This is a genomic window from Trinickia sp. (assembly GCF_051953405.1).
Taxonomy (GTDB): Bacteria; Pseudomonadota; Gammaproteobacteria; order Burkholderiales; family Burkholderiaceae; genus Trinickia.
This window is the reverse complement of sequence record NZ_JBQCIV010000092.1, coordinates 1-15,845: the sequence shown is the minus strand read 5'-3', so window position 1 is coordinate 15,845 and position 15,845 is coordinate 1. Positions and strand designations below refer to the sequence as shown.

The 15,845-nt window shown below is 61.5% G+C and carries 18 protein-coding genes and 4 pseudogenes; 6 read left to right on the top strand and 16 right to left on the bottom strand.

Annotated elements, in window-relative coordinates:
• From secF to queA, 5 genes are all read right to left on the bottom strand, one after another.
• Window positions 1-605 (bottom strand): protein translocase subunit SecF (gene secF, locus ACTHN9_RS16595; RefSeq protein ID WP_440537866.1); only part of this gene is annotated, 605 nt, incomplete at its 3' end.
• 29 nt (window positions 606-634) lie between these two features.
• Complete coding sequence (gene secD, locus ACTHN9_RS16590) at window positions 635-2,674, bottom strand: protein translocase subunit SecD (RefSeq protein WP_440537865.1); 2,040 nt, start codon at window positions 2,672-2,674, stop codon at window positions 635-637.
• Between the two features lie 118 nt (window positions 2,675-2,792).
• Window positions 2,793-3,122 carry a preprotein translocase subunit YajC gene (gene yajC / locus ACTHN9_RS16585; RefSeq protein WP_440537867.1) on the bottom strand — a complete coding sequence of 110 codons (330 nt, stop codon included), beginning with the start codon at window positions 3,120-3,122 and terminating at the stop codon, window positions 2,793-2,795.
• A gap of 178 nt (window positions 3,123-3,300) precedes the next feature.
• On the bottom strand, window positions 3,301-4,485 hold the full coding sequence (gene tgt, locus ACTHN9_RS16580; protein WP_440537864.1) for a tRNA guanosine(34) transglycosylase Tgt: 1,185 nt from the start codon (window positions 4,483-4,485) through the stop codon (window positions 3,301-3,303).
• Window positions 4,486-4,642: 157 nt separating this feature from the next.
• A complete protein-coding gene (gene queA, locus ACTHN9_RS16575; protein WP_440537863.1) occupies window positions 4,643-5,692 on the bottom strand; it encodes a tRNA preQ1(34) S-adenosylmethionine ribosyltransferase-isomerase QueA in 1,050 nt (349 codons plus the stop codon).
• 128 nt (window positions 5,693-5,820) lie between these two features.
• On the opposite strand from queA, the gene recG reads away from it, so the two are divergent.
• The 6 genes from recG to ACTHN9_RS16545 all read left to right on the top strand — a co-directional run bounded on the left by recG (window position 5,821) and on the right by ACTHN9_RS16545 (window position 11,550).
• Entirely contained in the window at window positions 5,821-7,959 is a 2,139-nt protein-coding gene (gene recG, locus ACTHN9_RS16570; protein WP_440537862.1) for an ATP-dependent DNA helicase RecG, read from the top strand.
• Between the two features lie 165 nt (window positions 7,960-8,124).
• Window positions 8,125-9,084 carry a hydrogen peroxide-inducible genes activator gene (locus ACTHN9_RS16565; RefSeq protein ID WP_440537861.1) on the top strand — a complete coding sequence of 320 codons (960 nt, stop codon included), beginning with the start codon at window positions 8,125-8,127 and terminating at the stop codon, window positions 9,082-9,084.
• Window positions 9,085-9,319: 235 nt separating this feature from the next.
• Entirely contained in the window at window positions 9,320-9,451 is a 132-nt protein-coding gene (locus ACTHN9_RS16560) for a hypothetical protein (RefSeq protein WP_440537860.1), read from the top strand.
• Between the two features lie 208 nt (window positions 9,452-9,659).
• On the top strand, window positions 9,660-10,148 hold the full coding sequence (locus tag ACTHN9_RS16555) for a Dps family protein (protein ID WP_440537859.1): 489 nt from the start codon (window positions 9,660-9,662) through the stop codon (window positions 10,146-10,148).
• 130 nt (window positions 10,149-10,278) lie between these two features.
• Entirely contained in the window at window positions 10,279-11,154 is an 876-nt protein-coding gene (gene ubiA / locus ACTHN9_RS16550) for a 4-hydroxybenzoate octaprenyltransferase (RefSeq protein WP_440537858.1), read from the top strand.
• 135 nt (window positions 11,155-11,289) lie between these two features.
• The gene (locus ACTHN9_RS16545) at window positions 11,290-11,550 is read left to right on the top strand and encodes a hypothetical protein (protein ID WP_440537857.1); all 261 of its coding nucleotides are present in this window, start codon (window positions 11,290-11,292) and stop codon (window positions 11,548-11,550) included.
• A gap of 39 nt (window positions 11,551-11,589) precedes the next feature.
• On the opposite strand, the gene ACTHN9_RS16540 is transcribed toward ACTHN9_RS16545, so the two are convergent.
• From ACTHN9_RS16540 to ACTHN9_RS16490, 11 genes and pseudogenes are all read right to left on the bottom strand, one after another.
• Window positions 11,590-11,847: a hypothetical protein gene (locus ACTHN9_RS16540; RefSeq protein ID WP_440537856.1), complete on the bottom strand. Its 258-nt coding sequence runs from the start codon at window positions 11,845-11,847 to the stop codon at window positions 11,590-11,592.
• Window positions 11,848-12,112: 265 nt separating this feature from the next.
• Window positions 12,113-12,388 carry an Imm53 family immunity protein gene (locus ACTHN9_RS16535; RefSeq protein WP_440537855.1) on the bottom strand — a complete coding sequence of 92 codons (276 nt, stop codon included), beginning with the start codon at window positions 12,386-12,388 and terminating at the stop codon, window positions 12,113-12,115.
• 338 nt (window positions 12,389-12,726) lie between these two features.
• A pseudogene (locus tag ACTHN9_RS16530) lies at window positions 12,727-12,909 on the bottom strand (RHS repeat-associated core domain-containing protein); the annotation flags it as partial.
• 33 nt (window positions 12,910-12,942) lie between these two features.
• Entirely contained in the window at window positions 12,943-13,197 is a 255-nt protein-coding gene (locus ACTHN9_RS16525; RefSeq protein ID WP_440537854.1) for a DUF7683 domain-containing protein, read from the bottom strand.
• Window positions 13,194-13,384, bottom strand: a pseudogene (locus ACTHN9_RS16520) (colicin E3/pyocin S6 family cytotoxin); the annotation flags it as partial. The gene ACTHN9_RS16525 and the pseudogene ACTHN9_RS16520, both read right to left, overlap by 4 nt.
• 66 nt (window positions 13,385-13,450) lie before the next feature.
• Window positions 13,451-13,624, bottom strand: a pseudogene (locus ACTHN9_RS16515) (RHS repeat-associated core domain-containing protein); the annotation flags it as partial.
• Between the two features lie 90 nt (window positions 13,625-13,714).
• A complete protein-coding gene (locus ACTHN9_RS16510; protein ID WP_440537853.1) occupies window positions 13,715-14,098 on the bottom strand; it encodes an Imm50 family immunity protein in 384 nt (127 codons plus the stop codon).
• 2 nt (window positions 14,099-14,100) lie between these two features.
• The gene (locus tag ACTHN9_RS16505) at window positions 14,101-14,409 is read right to left on the bottom strand and encodes an HNH/endonuclease VII fold putative polymorphic toxin (protein ID WP_440537852.1); all 309 of its coding nucleotides are present in this window, start codon (window positions 14,407-14,409) and stop codon (window positions 14,101-14,103) included.
• 57 nt (window positions 14,410-14,466) lie between these two features.
• Window positions 14,467-14,646 (bottom strand): annotated as a pseudogene (locus tag ACTHN9_RS16500) (RHS repeat-associated core domain-containing protein); the annotation flags it as partial.
• Between the two features lie 5 nt (window positions 14,647-14,651).
• Complete coding sequence (locus ACTHN9_RS16495; protein WP_440537851.1) at window positions 14,652-15,047, bottom strand: hypothetical protein; 396 nt, start codon at window positions 15,045-15,047, stop codon at window positions 14,652-14,654.
• A partial coding sequence (locus ACTHN9_RS16490) for an RHS repeat-associated core domain-containing protein (RefSeq protein WP_440537850.1) occupies window positions 15,044-15,845 on the bottom strand: 802 nt, incomplete at its 5' end. The genes ACTHN9_RS16495 and ACTHN9_RS16490, both read right to left, overlap by 4 nt.

Here is a 15,845-nt window from a genome sequence, read left to right as displayed (position 1 = left end):
ACCGAGTAGCCGAGGACGGCCAGCACGGCGGCGAGCACCGACAGCGAGAACTCCCACTGGAAGAACGCGAAGAAGCCGAGAATGATCACGACGTCGTGCAAGTTCGCGATGATGCCGGCCACCGCGTATTTCCACTCGAAGCGGAATGACAGGTAGATGACGATACCGATCACGACGCAGGCCAGTGCGAGCAGGCCGTTGGTCGCCAACTCCTTGCCCACCTGCGGCCCGACGAACTCGACGCGTTGCAACTGCGCTTGGGCGTCTTGCGTCTTCAAGCCCGCCATCACTTGTTCGCTTTGCTGCGAGGACGTGAGGCCTTGCTTCAGCGGTAGCCGGATCATGACGTCGCGCGAGGTGCCGAACGTCTGCACTTGCGCGTCGCCATAGCCGAGCGTATCGAGCGTCTTGCGCAACGGATCGAGCTGCACGGCCTGGGGATACTGCACTTCGATGACGGTGCCGCCCGTGAATTCCACCGACAGATGCAGCCCGCGATGGATCAAGAAGAACACCGCCGCGAAGAACGTCAAGAACGAGATCGCGTTGAAGATCAACGCGCGTTGCATGAACGGAATGTCTTTGCGGATGCGGAAAAATTCCATGGTCTGGTCTCCGGGTTCTGGCGAACCGGTTAACGGGGCGCGCCCGGTTTGCGCGACGCGGCGCCTTCGCGCGCGCGGTTGCGCAAGACCGGCTTCGCCGCGCCGCGGCCGCCTTTGCCCGTCGGCTGAACGGCGGCGGCCTTGGCCGCGCGCATCGTGTCGGTGCTTTGGTCGGCATCGCTGCCGACTTGCGGGTAAGCCGCGGCCCCGGCCGCTTGCGGACGCCAGACTTGGCCGATCGCGAGCGACTTGAGCTTCTTCTTGCCGCCGTACCAGGCGTTCACGATACCGCGCGAGAAGAACACGGCCGAGAACATCGAGGTCAAGATGCCGATACAGTGGACGGTCGCGAAACCGCGGACGGGGCCCGAGCCGAAGGCGAGCAGCGCCAAACCGGCGATCAGCGTCGTGACGTTCGAATCGAGAATCGTCGCCCAAGCGTGCGCGTAGCCGTTCTGGATCGCCAACTGCGGCGGTGCGCCATGGCGCAGCTCTTCACGTACGCGCTCGTTGATCAGCACGTTCGAATCGATCGCCATACCGAGCGCGAGCGCGATAGCGGCGATGCCGGGCAGCGTCAGCGTGGCTTGCATCATCGACAAGACGGCGATGAGCAGCAGCAGGTTGACCGACAGGCCGATCACCGAGACGAGCCCGAACAGCAGGTAGTAGGCGATCATGAACACGGTAATCGCGGCAAAGCCGTAGATCACCGAATCGAAGCCCTTCTTGATGTTGTCCGCGCCGAGGCTCGGGCCGATCGTACGCTCTTCGATGATGTCCATCGGTGCGGCCAGTGAACCGGCGCGCAGCAACAGCGCGAGATCGGAAGCGGCTTGCGGCGTCGGCTGGCCCGTGATCTGGAAGCGATCGCCGAGTTCCGATTGGATCGTCGCCACCGTCAGCACTTGGCCCTTGCCCTTTTCGAACAGCACCATCGCCATCGGCTTGCCGATGTTGTCGCGCGAGACGCTGGCCACGGCGCGGCCCGCCGACGAGTTCAAGCGGATGTTGACGGACGGACGCTGGTGTTCGTCGAAGCCGGCCGAGGCGTCGATGATGTTGTCGCCCGTAAAGATCACTTGCTTGCGCAGCAGCACCGGCGTTTGCGCGCCTTCGGTGAAGAGTTCGTCGCCGGGGGGCACGGCTTCGCCGGGCGTGGGATGCGTGTTGACCGGATCGGCCAGGCGCGCTTCGAGCGTGGCGGTGCGGCCGATGATTTCCTTGGCCTTGGCCGTGTCTTGCACGCCCGGCAGCTCGACGACGATGCGGTCGGCGCCTTGCTGCTGGATCACGGGCTCGGTCACGCCGAGTTCGTTCACGCGGTTGTGCAAGGTCTGGATGTTCTGCTTGACCGCCGCTTCCTCGACCGCGTTCAACTGCGCGGGCGCGAACGTGCCGACCACTTGCACGCCGCCGGCCGCGGCGTTCTGGGTGACCCATTGCAGCTCGGTGACATTGCGCGTGAGTTGCGTGCGGGCCTTATCGGCGGTCGCTTGATCGGCGAAATCGATCACGACCGATTGGCCGACGCGATTGACGCCGCCTTCGCGGATTTCGTTGTCGCGCAAGAACGTACGCGCATCCGATGCATCGGAGTCCAGGCGCTTGTTGAGCGCACCGGCCATGTCGATCTGCATGAGGAAGTGGACGCCGCCGCGCAGATCGAGGCCAAGGTACATCGGCAGCGCGTGCAGGGCGGTGAGCCAGCGCGGCGACGCGCTTTGCAAATTGAGCGCGACGACGTACTGCGGATCGTTCGGATCCGGGTTCAGCGCCTTTTGCAGCAAATCCTTCACATGCAACTGCGTGTCGGTATCCTTCAGGCGGACGCGGATGTTGGCGTTGGTCGTGGCATTGTCGAACGTGACGTCGTCAGGCTTGATCTGATTCGCGGCAAGCGCGGATTCGACTTGCGAGAGCGTTGTCTCGTCGAGCTTGACCGTCGCTTTGCCGCTCAGTACCTGCACGGCCGGCGCTTCGCCGTAAAAGTTGGGCAATGTGTACAGAAGGCCAATGGCGAGCGCCACGGCCATCACGACATATTTCCAAAGGGGGTAGCGATTCATGGGGAAGCCGAACGGGTAGGTTGGCGTGGGGGCAGGGCGACACGCGCCTGCCGGGCCGCCCGGACATGGCGCGCTAGGCGCGCCGCCTTGGGCTGGACACGGCAGGCTGGCGGCCGCGTCAGAGCGATTTGATCGTGCCTTTCGGGAGGATCGTCGTGACGGAACCCTTTTGCACGGTGATTTCCGTGCCTGCGGCGATTTCGATGCCGACGTACGCTTCGCCGACCTTCGTGATCTTGCCGACCACGCCGCCGTTCGTCACGACTTCATCGCCCTTGGCCATCGCGGCGAGCATATTGCGATGCTCCTTTTGACGCTTCATTTGCGGGCGAATCATGATGAAATACAGCACCGCGAACATGAGGATGAGCGGCAGGAAGCTCATCAGATTCGACTCGGCGCCGCCGCCGGCTGCGCCTTGCGCGAATGCGTTGGAAATCAGCGACACGTTGGTTTCTCCGTAAATGGCGATCGTAATGATCGTATAGATCGCAGGCGATCGAAAAATAGCCGCGTATTTTACCACCGGCGCATCGAGCGCCGGCTGGGTGGTTTCCTCACTCGCCGGCGCGCGGCCGGCGAGCGCTAGTGCGGGCGCGCCGGGGGCGCGCATCGGCCCGCGGCCGCTAATCGACGCCGCGCGCGCGTTCGTCTCGAAAACGCAGACGAAATGCTTCGAACGTGCCCGTTTCGATGGCTTCGCGAATCTCGCCCATGAGTTCGAGGTAGTAATGCAGGTTGTGAATCGTGTTGAGCTGCGCGCCGAGAATTTCGCCCACGCGGTGCAAATGATGCAGATAGCCGCGCGTGAAGTGGCGGCAGGTATAGCAGCCGCAGCTTTCGTCGAGCGGGCGCAGCGAATTCTTGTGCGTCGCGTTGCGGATCTTGATGTCGCCGAAGCGCGTGAAAAGCCAGCCGTTGCGGGCGTTGCGGGTGGGCATGACGCAGTCGAACATGTCGATGCCCGCGGCCACGCCGGCTACCAGATCCTCGGGCGTGCCCACGCCCATCAGGTAATGGGGCTTATCGGCCGGCAGCTTCGGGCCGATGTGCTCGAGCACCCGCATCATGTCCTCTTTCGGTTCGCCGACCGACAGCCCGCCGACGGCCAGACCGTGGAAGCCGAGTTCCGAGAGGCCGGCCAGCGATTCGTCGCGCAAATCCTCGAACATCCCGCCTTGGACGATGCCGAATAGCGCGTTGGGATTGCCGAGCCGCTCGAATTCGTCGATCGAGCGCTTGGCCCAGCGCATCGACATGCGCATCGATTCGGCGGCGTCTTGGTGCGACGTCGGCACGCCGTCGGTCGCATACGGGGTGCATTCGTCGAACTGCATGACGATGTCCGAGTTCAGCACCTTCTGAATCTGCATCGAGACTTCGGGCGAGAGGAACAGCTTATCGCCGTTGATGGGCGAGGCGAACGTGACGCCGTCTTCGGTGATCTTGCGCAGATCGCCGAGCGAAAACACCTGGAAGCCGCCCGAATCGGTCAGGATCGGCCGGCGCCAGCCCATGAAGCCGTGCAAGCCGCCGTGCGCGGCGACCGTTTCGAGCCCGGGGCGCAGCCACAGGTGAAACGTATTGCCGAGTATGATCTGCGCGCGAATTTCTTCTAGCTCGCGCGGCTGGATCGCCTTGACGGTTCCATAGGTGCCGACGGGCATGAAGATCGGCGTCTCGACCACGCCGTGATTGAGCGTTAGACGGCCGCGGCGGGCCTGGCCGTCGGTCTTCAGCAGTTCGAACTTCAGGCCGTTCAGGCCCGGGACAGCGGACGACGAATGATCGTGGGTATGACCGGCGGTCATCGATAAGCTCCAGGTGCCACCGGCTGCTCTGCGTGAGACCAGCGTAGGCGCTAAAGCGCCAACTTTAGGACCGCAAGTCCGGCGCGAGGGAAAGGGGCGCAGCCAGGCGCCGCCTGGGCTGCGAAAAAACGTTGTTTGCTCGACTACGATACGAGGCCTAGCGTTCGACCTTCGTCAGCAGCATGGCGTCGCCGTAGCTGAAAAAACGATAGCGTGCTTCGATTGCGTGCCGATAGGCCTCGCGGATCGTCTCGACCCCGGCGAACGCGCTCACGAGCATGAGCAGCGTCGACTTCGGCAGATGGAAGTTCGTGACGAGCCGATCGACCACGCGAAAACGGTAGCCGGGCGTGATGAAGATATCGGTTTCGGCCGACGTGGCCGCAAGCGGCCGTCCCGCCGTCTCGGCGCCGCGCGCCGCGGCTTCGAGCGCGCGCATCGACGTCGTGCCCACGGCGATCACACGGCCCCCGCGCGCACGCGTGGCGGCGATTTTATCGACCAGCGGTTGCGGCAATTGATACCACTCGCTGTGCATCTTGTGCTCGGCGATATTCTCGACCCGCACCGGCTGGAACGTACCGGCCCCTACGTGGAGCGTCAGCGTGGCGCGTTCGATGCCGCGCGCCTCGAGCCGCGCCAACACCGCTTCGTCGAAATGCAAGCCGGCTGTCGGGGCGGCCACGGCGCCCGGGTTTTGCGCGAAGACGGTTTGATAGCGCGTTTCGTCGGCGGCGTCGGCGTCATGCTCGATATAAGGCGGCAACGGCAGCCGGCCGTAGCGCTCGATCAGCGTCAGGCACTCGTCCGGGAAGTGCAGCGTGTAGAACGGCTCGACCCGCTCGCCGACGGTGACGTCGAACGCATCGGCTAGTGTCAGCGTCGTGCCGGGCAGGGGGCTCTTGCTTGCCCGAATTTGCGCGAGCGCGGTGCGCGCGCCCGTCAGCCGTTCGACCAGCACCTCGATCTTGCCGCCGCTCGCCTTCTGGCCGAAGAAGCGCGCTTTCAGGACTTTGGTATCGTTGAAGACGAGCAGGTCGCCCGGTGCCAGGCATTCGGGCAACTCGGCGAAGCACCGATCGAGCAGCCGCGCGGGCGCGGCGCTCGTATCGACTTCGAGCAGACGGCTCGCGCTGCGTTCGGGCAGCGCCGTTTGCGCGATCAGCTCGGGAGGTAGATTGAAATCGAAATCGGAAAGCGTGAACATGCTGCGTTGATCGGCGGGGGCGCGGCGAGCCGGCCCGCGAGCCGCTATGATCGCGATGCACGATACCGATGCGGCCCCGCTTGCCGTTCGTCCAAAATAAACCGTTATTGTACTTGCCAGCCGAAGTTATGCCGTTGCCCCGATTGCGTCCGCTTGACCCCGTCGACGAGACGGCGCCGCCCGAGCCCGCCCCGAAGGCCGCTGCCAAGCCTGTGAAGACGGCGGACAAGCTCGCCAAGCTCGGCCTCGCACGCGACATCGATCTCGTCCTGCATTTGCCGATGCGCTACGAAGACGAAACGACGCTCACGCCGATCGGCGAGCTGCTGCCCGGAGAGACGGCGCAGACGGAAGGGGTGGTCGTCGACAACGAAATCGCTTATCGGCCCCGGCGGCAACTCGTCGTCAAGCTGCGCGATGCACAGGGCGACGAGCTGTCGCTGCGATTCCTGAATTTCTACGGCTCGCAAGTCAAGCAAATGGCGCTGGGGGTGCGTCTGCGCGTGCGCGGCGATGTGCGCGGCGGCTTCTTCGGGCTGGAGATGGTGCATCCGACGGTGCGTCCCGTCGACGAAGATACCCCGCTGCCGCAGGCGTTGACGCCCGTTTATCCGAGCACGGCCGGCGTGTCGCAGGCGTATTTGCGCAAGGCCATCGACAACGCCCTCGGGCGCACGCCGTTGCCCGAGATCTTGCCGGCGCGCATCGCCGAGCAATATTGCCGGCCGCTCGCGCTGCCGCCGCTCGCGCAGGCGGTGCGCGTGCTGCACCATCCGAGCGCCGGCGCCGACGAAACGGCGCTGATCGACGGCACGCACCCCGCTTGGACGCGGATCAAATTCGACGAGTTGCTCGCGCAGCAGCTTTCGCTCAAGCGCGCGCACGAAGAGCGGCGGGCGCGCTCGGCGCCCTCGATGCCGCGCGGCGCGGGCGAGGCCACGCTCGTCGCGCGGCTCCTTGCGGCGTTGCCGTTCAAGCTGACGGGCGCGCAGGCGCGCGTCGTGTCCGAAATCGCCGCCGACCTGTGTGCGCCGCACCCGATGCAGCGGCTGTTGCAAGGCGACGTCGGCAGCGGCAAGACGGTGGTGGCGGCGCTGGCGGCCGCGCAAGCGATCGATTGCGGCTACCAGGCGGCCATGATGGCCCCGACCGAAATCCTCGCCGAACAACACGCGCGTAAGCTGCGCGGCTGGCTCGAGCCGCTTGGCGTCACCGTGGCCTGGCTTGCGGGCAGCCTCAAGGCAAAGGAAAAACGCGCGGCCGTCGAAGCGGCGGCCTCCGGGGCGGCGCAGCTCGTGATCGGCACGCACGCGATCATTCAAGATACCGTCCAGTTCGCGCGGCTCGGCCTTGTCATCGTCGACGAACAACATCGCTTCGGCGTCGCGCAGCGGCTCGCGCTGCGCGCCAAGGCCGACCGCGCGGCCGAGGGCGGGCCGGCGTTTCAGCCGCATCAGTTGATGATGTCGGCCACGCCGATTCCGCGCACGCTCGCCATGACGTACTACGCCGATCTGGACGTCTCGACCATCGACGAGTTGCCGCCGGGGCGTACGCCCATCGTCACCAAACTCATTTCCGATGCGCGCCGCGACGAAGTGATCGCTCGCGTGCGAGAAGCGGCGCTGACGGGCCGGCAGGTGTATTGGGTGTGTCCGCTGATCGAAGAAAGCGAAACCTTGCAGCTGCAAACGGCGATCGAGACCTACGAAACGCTCGTGCAGGCGCTGCCGGAGCTGCGGGTCGGCCTCGTGCACGGACGGCTGCCGCCGGCCGAGAAGGCGTCCGTCATGGAGGCCTTCTCGCACAATGAGATCCAGTTGCTCGTCGCGACGACGGTGATCGAGGTGGGGGTGGACGTGCCGAACGCCTCGTTGATGGTGATCGAGCACGCGGAGCGCTTCGGTCTGGCGCAGTTGCACCAGTTGCGCGGGCGCGTGGGGCGGGGCAGTGCGGCGTCGGTGTGCGTGCTGCTCTATAGCAACCCGCTCTCGTTGACGGCGCGCGAGCGCCTCAAAACGATGCGCGAGACGACGGACGGATTCGAAATAGCGAGGCGCGACCTGGAGATCCGCGGGCCCGGCGAATTCCTCGGCGCGCGCCAATCGGGCGCGGCGATGTTGCGCTTCGCGAGCCTCGAAAACGACGCCTGGCTCATCGATCCGGCGCGCGAAGCCGCGGCGCACCTCATCGCCGAGTACCCCGATGTCGTGCTCCAACACCTGGCGCGCTGGCTCGGCGGCCGAGAGCAATTCTTGAAGGCATGAGGAAAAAAGGGCAGGAAACCGCGCACGGCTCGACGCTCGAGGATTGTCGGCGCCCCGTTGGGCGCTCCGGGCCGCGCGGCTCGCAGCACGCAGCCCTGTTGGCGAATCGTCGCGGCCGGTGTATAAGATAAACCTATCGATTTCTAGGCTCTGATTGGTCCCCCAATGACGCTCACTGAATTGAAATACATCGTGGCGGTGGCGCGCGAGCGGCATTTCGGCCGTGCCGCCGAGGCGTGCTTCGTCAGCCAGCCCACTTTGTCGGTTGCCATCAAGAAGCTGGAGGACGAACTCAATGTTCAGATCTTCGAGCGCGGCACGAGCGAAGTGAGCGTGACGCCGATCGGCGAACAGATCGTGACGCAAGCGCAGCGGGTGCTCGAACAGACGCTGGCCATCAAGGAAATCGCGAAGCAGGGCAAGGATCCGCTGGTCGGGCCGCTGCGTCTGGGCGTGATCTACACGATCGGTCCGTATCTGCTGCCGACGCTCGTCAAGCAGATGATCAAGGCCGTGCCGCAGATGCCGTTGATGCTGCAAGAGAACTACACGCTCAAGCTCATCGAACTGCTCAAGCAAGGCGAGATCGATGTGGCGATCATGGCGTTACCGTTCCCGGAGACGGGCCTCATGGTGCGCCCGCTCTACGACGAACCGTTCGTCGTTGCGCTGCCTGCCGGACATGCTTGGGAGTCGCGCAAGAAGATCGACGCGAACGATCTGAAGCAGGAAACGATGCTGCTGCTCGGCAACGGCCATTGTTTCCGCGATCACGTGCTAGGCGTCTGCCCGGAATTGATGCGGTTTTCGCAGACGGCGGACGGGATTCAAAAGACGTTCGAAGGCTCGTCGCTCGAAACGATTCGGCATATGGTCGCGAGCGGTGTCGGCATCACGGTGTTGCCGCGCATGTCCGTGTCCGAGGTGAGGGCGCACGCCGGCGGACCCGACGCGGGGCTCTTGAGCTACGTGCCGTTCGACGAACCCATTCCCGACCGGCGCGTCGTGCTCGCCTGGCGCAAGAGCTTTACGCGCATGCCCGCCATCGACGCGATCAGCGAGGCGATTGCGTCTTGCGAGTTGCCGGGCGTCAGCAAGCTCGACATGCCCGCTGTCGTCAACTAAGACTAAGCGGCGCGGTGCGGCGCACGGCACGGAAGGCCCGATCCTGAAGCCGGGGTTCCGACCGGTGCTCGGTGCGGCGCACGCCGCGGATGCGTGGTCGGCCACGTCGGCCCGCGCTTTCAGTGTGGCTATCGAATAGATATAGATAATCAAATTCGGAAATTCGATAGTATTCTTTATCCTTCCTGCCATGGATCGCGCGCATCGAGCGTCCGAGATCGCCATGGAGGAAGTCATGTCCCAGCTCATTGCCCGAGTCGTTTCTTCTGCCGCCCGCGCTGGGACCGAGTCGCGCCTGGCCGCGACGCTGCGCAGCGCGCGGGCGACAGCTTATCGACTGCTTGCGGATCGCGCGCTCGGTGCTTGATCGATTCGGTCCGACCGGTTCGATCGTGCAGGAGCCGTACAGGACGCGCCGCCGTACCGATGTGAAAGGCGGGGAGGTGGCACCGTTTCCTTTGCCTGGGCTACACTGGCGTTCGTCCGTTCCCTACTGAATTGCGTCGGCTGCGCGCGCCGATTCGTTCGCCCGCTCGCCGACAGGATTCGTCCGTTTGCTCCTTGAAGGAATCGCCATGGCAAAGAAAAACACCACCGTGCAAATCGACATCGGTATCAGCGACAAGGACCGCAAGAAGATTGCGGACGGGTTGTCGCGCTTGCTCGCCGACACCTATACGCTGTACTTGAAAACCCATAACTTCCATTGGAATGTGACGGGCCCGATGTTCAACACGCTGCATTTGATGTTCGAAGGTCAATACAACGAACTCGCGCTTGCGGTCGATGCGATCGCCGAGCGCATTCGTGCATTGGGCGTGCACGCGCCGGGCAGCTACAAGGACTTCGCGAAGCTCTCGTCGATTCCCGAAGCCGACGGCGTGCCGGCCGCGGAAGAGATGATTCGCCAGCTTGTGCAAGGTCAAGAGGCGGTGGCGCGCACCGCGCGCGAGGTGTTCTCGGCGGCGGACGCTGCCAACGATCAGCCCACGGCCGACTTGTTGACGCAGCGCCTGCAAACGCATGAGAAGACGGCGTGGATGCTGCGCTCGATGCTCGCTTGATGCGCTGAAAACATCGTCGTTTCGTGGCGTGCTTGCCGCGAAACGAGCGCATGCGGGCCTCCCTTGGGAGGCCCGCTGCATTTCGGCTCTACAATACGGCGATCGTCTTTTGCTTTCCGCCGTCTAGCCTATGTACGCGCCTCTCGTCGCCCGCCTTCCGCTTTACCTGCGCTTGATCCGAATGGACAAGCCGATCGGCAGCTTACTGTTGCTGTGGCCTACGCTCAACGCGCTCTGGATCGCGTCGAACGGGCGGCCTTCGCCGATGCTGCTCGTGATTTTTGTGGTCGGTACGATCCTGATGCGGTCGGCCGGTTGCGCGATCAACGACTATGCCGATCGCGATTTCGACCGCTACGTGAAGCGTACCGAATCGCGGCCGCTGACTTCGGGCAAGATTCGCGCTTGGGAAGCGCTAGCCATTGCGGCGGGGCTGTCGGTCGTATCGTTTTTGCTGATCTTGCCGCTCAATGCATTGACGAAAGAGCTTTCGGTGGCGGCCCTTTTCGTCGCTGGGAGCTATCCGTTCACGAAGCGGTTTTTTGCCATTCCGCAGGCGTATTTGGGCATTGCGTTCGGCTTTGGAATTCCGATGGCGTTCGCGGCCGTGCAAAACCACGTGCCGATGATCGCGTGGGTAATGCTGGCCGCGAACGTGTTTTGGTCGGTTGCGTACGACACCGAGTACGCGATGGTCGACCGCGACGACGATATCAAGATCGGCATCCGTACTTCCGCGCTGACCTTCGGCCGGTTCGACGTGGCCGCCGTGATGCTGTGCTATGCCGTCACGCTCGGGATTTATGCCGTGCTCGGCGCGACGTTGCATTTCGGCTGGGTGTTCTGGGCTGGGTGGGTGGGCGCGCTCGGTTGTGCGCTTTACCACTACACGCTGATCCGAGGCCGCGAGCGGATGCCTTGTTTCAAGGCCTTCCTTCACAACAACTGGCTGGGCGGTGTGCTGTTTGCGGGCATTGCCGCGCATTACGCAGTTGCGGGGCTTTGAGGCGATCCGCAGGCGGGCGGCGGACGTAATAGAACTTTACAGATTCCTAGGTAGGGGCGGTAAGCGTGGAACGTGCGTCGGGCGTTATTCGTCGTGAAGGACGCAGTTCCCTGTCAACGCTACTTAGGACTTCTAATGAAAATCAAAACTCTTGCCGTGCTCGCGAGCGCGCTGCTCGTGGCCAACGCTGCTTTTGCCGACGAACTTCATAACAAGGCGATGGCTGCGACGCATGATCTGCAGCGAGCGATCGATGAAATGCATTTGATTCAGGCCGAGCACGGCGGCCAATTCGGCGGCCACATGGCGCGCGCGGAGCAATTGGCGCGTCAAGCGGAGCAGGAACGGGCCGCCGCGCTGGAGTATTACCGCGCGTCGCATCCGGGCTGGCAGTAAGCTGGTTCGATGACTGAGGACCGCTTGTGCGGTCCTCGGTCATGAGAAACATCGCAGGAGATTTGCGATCTCCTTGAGTTCGTGGTCTGCTAGCCCGTCTAGGGCTTCGATGCAGACGCCATAGGCTAGGTCGAATTTGATGTTGAATCGCTTACTTTTGTAGCGACAGCGCAGAACGTCTGCCTCTGGAATCGATGCAGTCCCCTCCAATGTAAGGCCATCGACGCCACGTTGCAGGCGCGCGAGTACCTCGTCGAAATCTAGAGCATCAAGATCGTGGGAGTCGAATTTCTGCATTGCGCGGTGCCTCTTGTGGCATGTCAAATCATCGATTCTCATCTAGCCGACGCGGTTGCGTAGAGTGCTGTCACGGGTCTCACTCGGATTGCACCCGCTCGACGCCGTCGAGCAGCAAGTCGGGGACCCTCTGTGGCCACCTCGCCTTTGTGCTCGGTGAGAGAGTTCACTTTTCCGTTGACTACACAAAGCGGCACATCTTCATCAGGCAAGCCTTCGACTGACTGCCAAATGACGGAGAGCCGCAGCTAGCGGCCTTCCGCGTTCAGCTCAGCCAGTCAACGGCGAGTGTCAGTATCTCTTGCAGGTTGCTCGGCCCTCCGTACGCCATGAACTGAACCTCGGTCGCCGACACCCTTACCCAGTCATCGTCCGTACGTTCAGACCTGATATCTAGCGGCTGTTTGGCCGATGCTCCCGTGATCTTTACCTTCCATCCAGGGTTGTCGATATTGGCAATCTCAACCCCAAACGAATGCTCCCATACGTCGTCACACTGGGACGTGTACCAACGCTGCAATTGATCGATTAAATCCTTCATTTGCACAGCCCTTTTCGTCTTGCCAGCTCTCGCGCGATGCGCACGTCCTGCTTCGTCGCCGCCTTCACCACTTCCGTTTTCTTCGACGTCGTTACCTGGCCATTCGGCCCGATGTTGATTTTTCGCGTTTGCACATGGGGCGTTGGAATGTCGGTGTCCGTTGCCTTGTCGAAATGCGATGCACCTTGCAGCAAGTCAATATGTCCTTGCGTCGTCGGCGTGGAAAACGTCACCGAGTTCTGATTGATCTGCCCCGAAAGCTCTTGCGCCATCTCGGTGGCGTCTTTCGGTCCCTGAGACGTGACATCGTTGCAGCTAGGAAGGCATTTCGGGCACTTCTTCGAGAGACCAAGCGGATCCACCCAGCCGACAGGGTTCGGTGCGTACTGGTGCGCATTGAGGCCGCCGGCGAGTCCGATGGGATCCATCGAGACGAACCGACCCACGGCGGGATCGTAGTACCTGTGCCGGTTGTAGCTGAGCCCCGTCTCCGCATCTTCCTGCTGCCCCTGAAACCGAATCGTTCGTTCCGTTGCTAGCTTCGGAACGGTGCTCTATACCGCTTCGTCGCAGGACAGAAAATATTCGAATCGCTCGAGGTCAAGCGGCTTTCGGATGAATGGCGCAAGTCGTTTCGCTATCTGTGCATCTATCGGGTACTCGTCGTACATGGGATCATCCGCACCACTTGAAAATAACTCCCGGAGCAGTTGGAGTGTCGGCTGGCTTACAAAGGGAATATCCATCACATACGCCTCCCCCGCCTTTTCGAATACAGATATGTAGCGATATACCTTTGCGTCACTCATGGCTCAACCGTCCTTGTAGTATCTGCTCCCTTGCCTGGAATGGCCTCCCCGGTGTTGGGATCGAACGCACCCATATGCTTTCCACGCTTGTTATACATTTCGACTTCCCCGTGCTGGGAATCCCACTCGCAAATGCAGCCATTCGGGCGCTTCCAACGCTTCCTTAGGCCCCACCTCCTTGCACTGGCGTCTTAGGTTTCACTCGGACGGCATCTGGAAAGCCTGGCAGGCTCGCCGGTGCAGGGATGTAGTTACTTAGTCCCAGCGGATCAACCCATTCAACTGGATTCGGCGCGTACTGGTGCAGATTGAGACCACCACTCAGCTTGATCGGGTCCGTCGAGATGAAGCGACCGCTGCTCGGATCGTAGTACCTGTGGCGGTTGTACGCGAGCCCGGTTTCCTCATCGAACTGCTGCCCCTGAAACTAACGTGGATCCTTTCCCTTTCGCTACCAGTCTTTTACTCCAACCCACTGGGGTTCTCGTTGTTAGAGAACACTTCATTCTGATACGTGCTACTCATCTAAGTAAACCGTGGGGCCGACGATCGAGATATGCTGACAGTAGAATTCGATGTCTAGCTGATCGCCCGAAAACCGAACCGCATATCCTGATTCGTTGATCCTTTCGATTGAAAGTTTTGCGAAATTACTGGTATTCCAGCCATGAAGCTTCAGTTTGCCAATGGAGGCGCAATAAATTCCAATGCGACAGCGATTAAAATTTTTCCATTTCTCCGGCGGTCGATCTGGGAGCTGATCGCAGAGATCGAAGTGCGCGATGAACGTCTTCCCGTCCCTCTTCAGCGATATATCGAACAGATCAATCTTCTGCGTCGTTGGACTATATGTGAATACTCTTCGGAGTAGTTCTGAGCCCGGCAATTCCTTAAGATCCATTATCATTTCCCGAAAGTATAGTGCGGCAGCGTACCTGGTACCTTGCCGGTCCGTGGGTTCTCGCAAGGCCGCGCATTCAGATGCGGTCCTTGGTCGCCGATTCCACCTTCACCAAATTGGTGGCCAGCACTGTGATCCTGAATAAGGACAACACTCCCGTCCGCCCGAGTGAATTGATACTCTCGAGTCCAGATCGGCTGATTTCCCTTTCCTAAGACGGGTTCACCGTGCGAGTCGGTCATCATGACTTGATTGTATTGTTCCGTCGTCCCTGTTCTTTCGTTGAACACTTTGTCGGGTTGTTGGTTCATCGGAATCCCCAGATCGCGCTTTGCCTGGCGGAACGCTCCACGACGGCTAAGGCAAGGAGCCAGGCCAGTCGGATCAATAGAGCCGACAGGATCGGCGTTCGCATATAGGCGTAAGTTGACCCCGCCCGCCAAGCCGATCGGATCATCAGATAGGAATCTGCCGATACTCGCATCATAAAAACGATGTCGGTTGTAATACAGCCCCGTCTCCGCATCCTGCTGCTGCCCCTGAAGCCGCTTCGTTACTTGTTCAAGCCTAGTCCTTCTGGCCCGACAGCATCGGTGATCTCGACGTTATCTATGTCGAAATCAGGGTTCGGCTCGCGACCCGCCAACGACACAAACAGATCGTGCACATACTTCCTCTTATCGTCGACGTCATCCAATGGAACTTCCTGTGGAATGATTTTCTTCCAATTCTCAAGCCATGTATTCGAGGCTAGCACGTACTCCAATGTATCGATTACACGCGTTTGTGACACTGGACCGAAGCGGAGAAATTCAGCTTTGGCCTCGCCGTAGACTCTTTTCATCCCCTCATCTGTGTTGAGATAAAAATCGTCCAACTCATCGTCTGTCATAGACAGAAGAAAGTAATACAGCGGACGAAGATAGTTGAAGTTGATCAGCTTGGTCATAGTTGCGGATACGCGGTCAAAATGTTTCCGTTGCGTCGAACGACGGTCACCCTCGACGTTGTTACAGGGCACCCGCCCCCCGCCCTGTAACCTTCACCGATCGGCCTGCCCATATCGAACGTTTCCGTGTTGGTTCCGTTTGCATTCATCAGAGCCTTACCTCGTTGTATGGCATCCAACTGATCAATGTTGCTGAGGAACCGCGTCGAATCCACAGGTCGTGGCCGTCGCGGACACGGATTATCAGGTGGCACTCCTGTCTTTGCTCGATGCTCCTGCTGCGCCAGCGTTGTTCCTGCACCGTGGCGCGAATAAGCATGGCCGCCCCCAGACGCATCCATATCACTCAAGATGCCGCCTGCTCGACGGTTTGCTCTATTCCCCACCAACCCCAACGGGTCGACCCACTCGGTCGAACTTGGGCCATAAGCATAGACATTAATGCCGCCTTGCAGGCCGATTGGGTCCGTGCTGACGAAGCGTCCTGATATCGGATCGTAGTAGCGATGCCGGTTGTAGGCGAGCCCCGTTTCATCGTCATATTGTTGACCTTGAAACCGAATCGGGTTCCGCGGCGTAATCCCCGCAGCCTGCGACGCCCGCTCGATCACCTTCTGCGTTTCGCCCCACGCCTTGTACGACGCTTCCCACACCACCTCGCTCGCATCGTCCGTCATCAAGAGCGGCGTGCCGATCTGATCGCAATGATAATAGAACACATGCGCATCGCCCACGCGCTCAGGCTTACGTTGCAGCGGATCGTCCTCCGGCGCGTACCGGTCGGTCTCCTTCCTCACC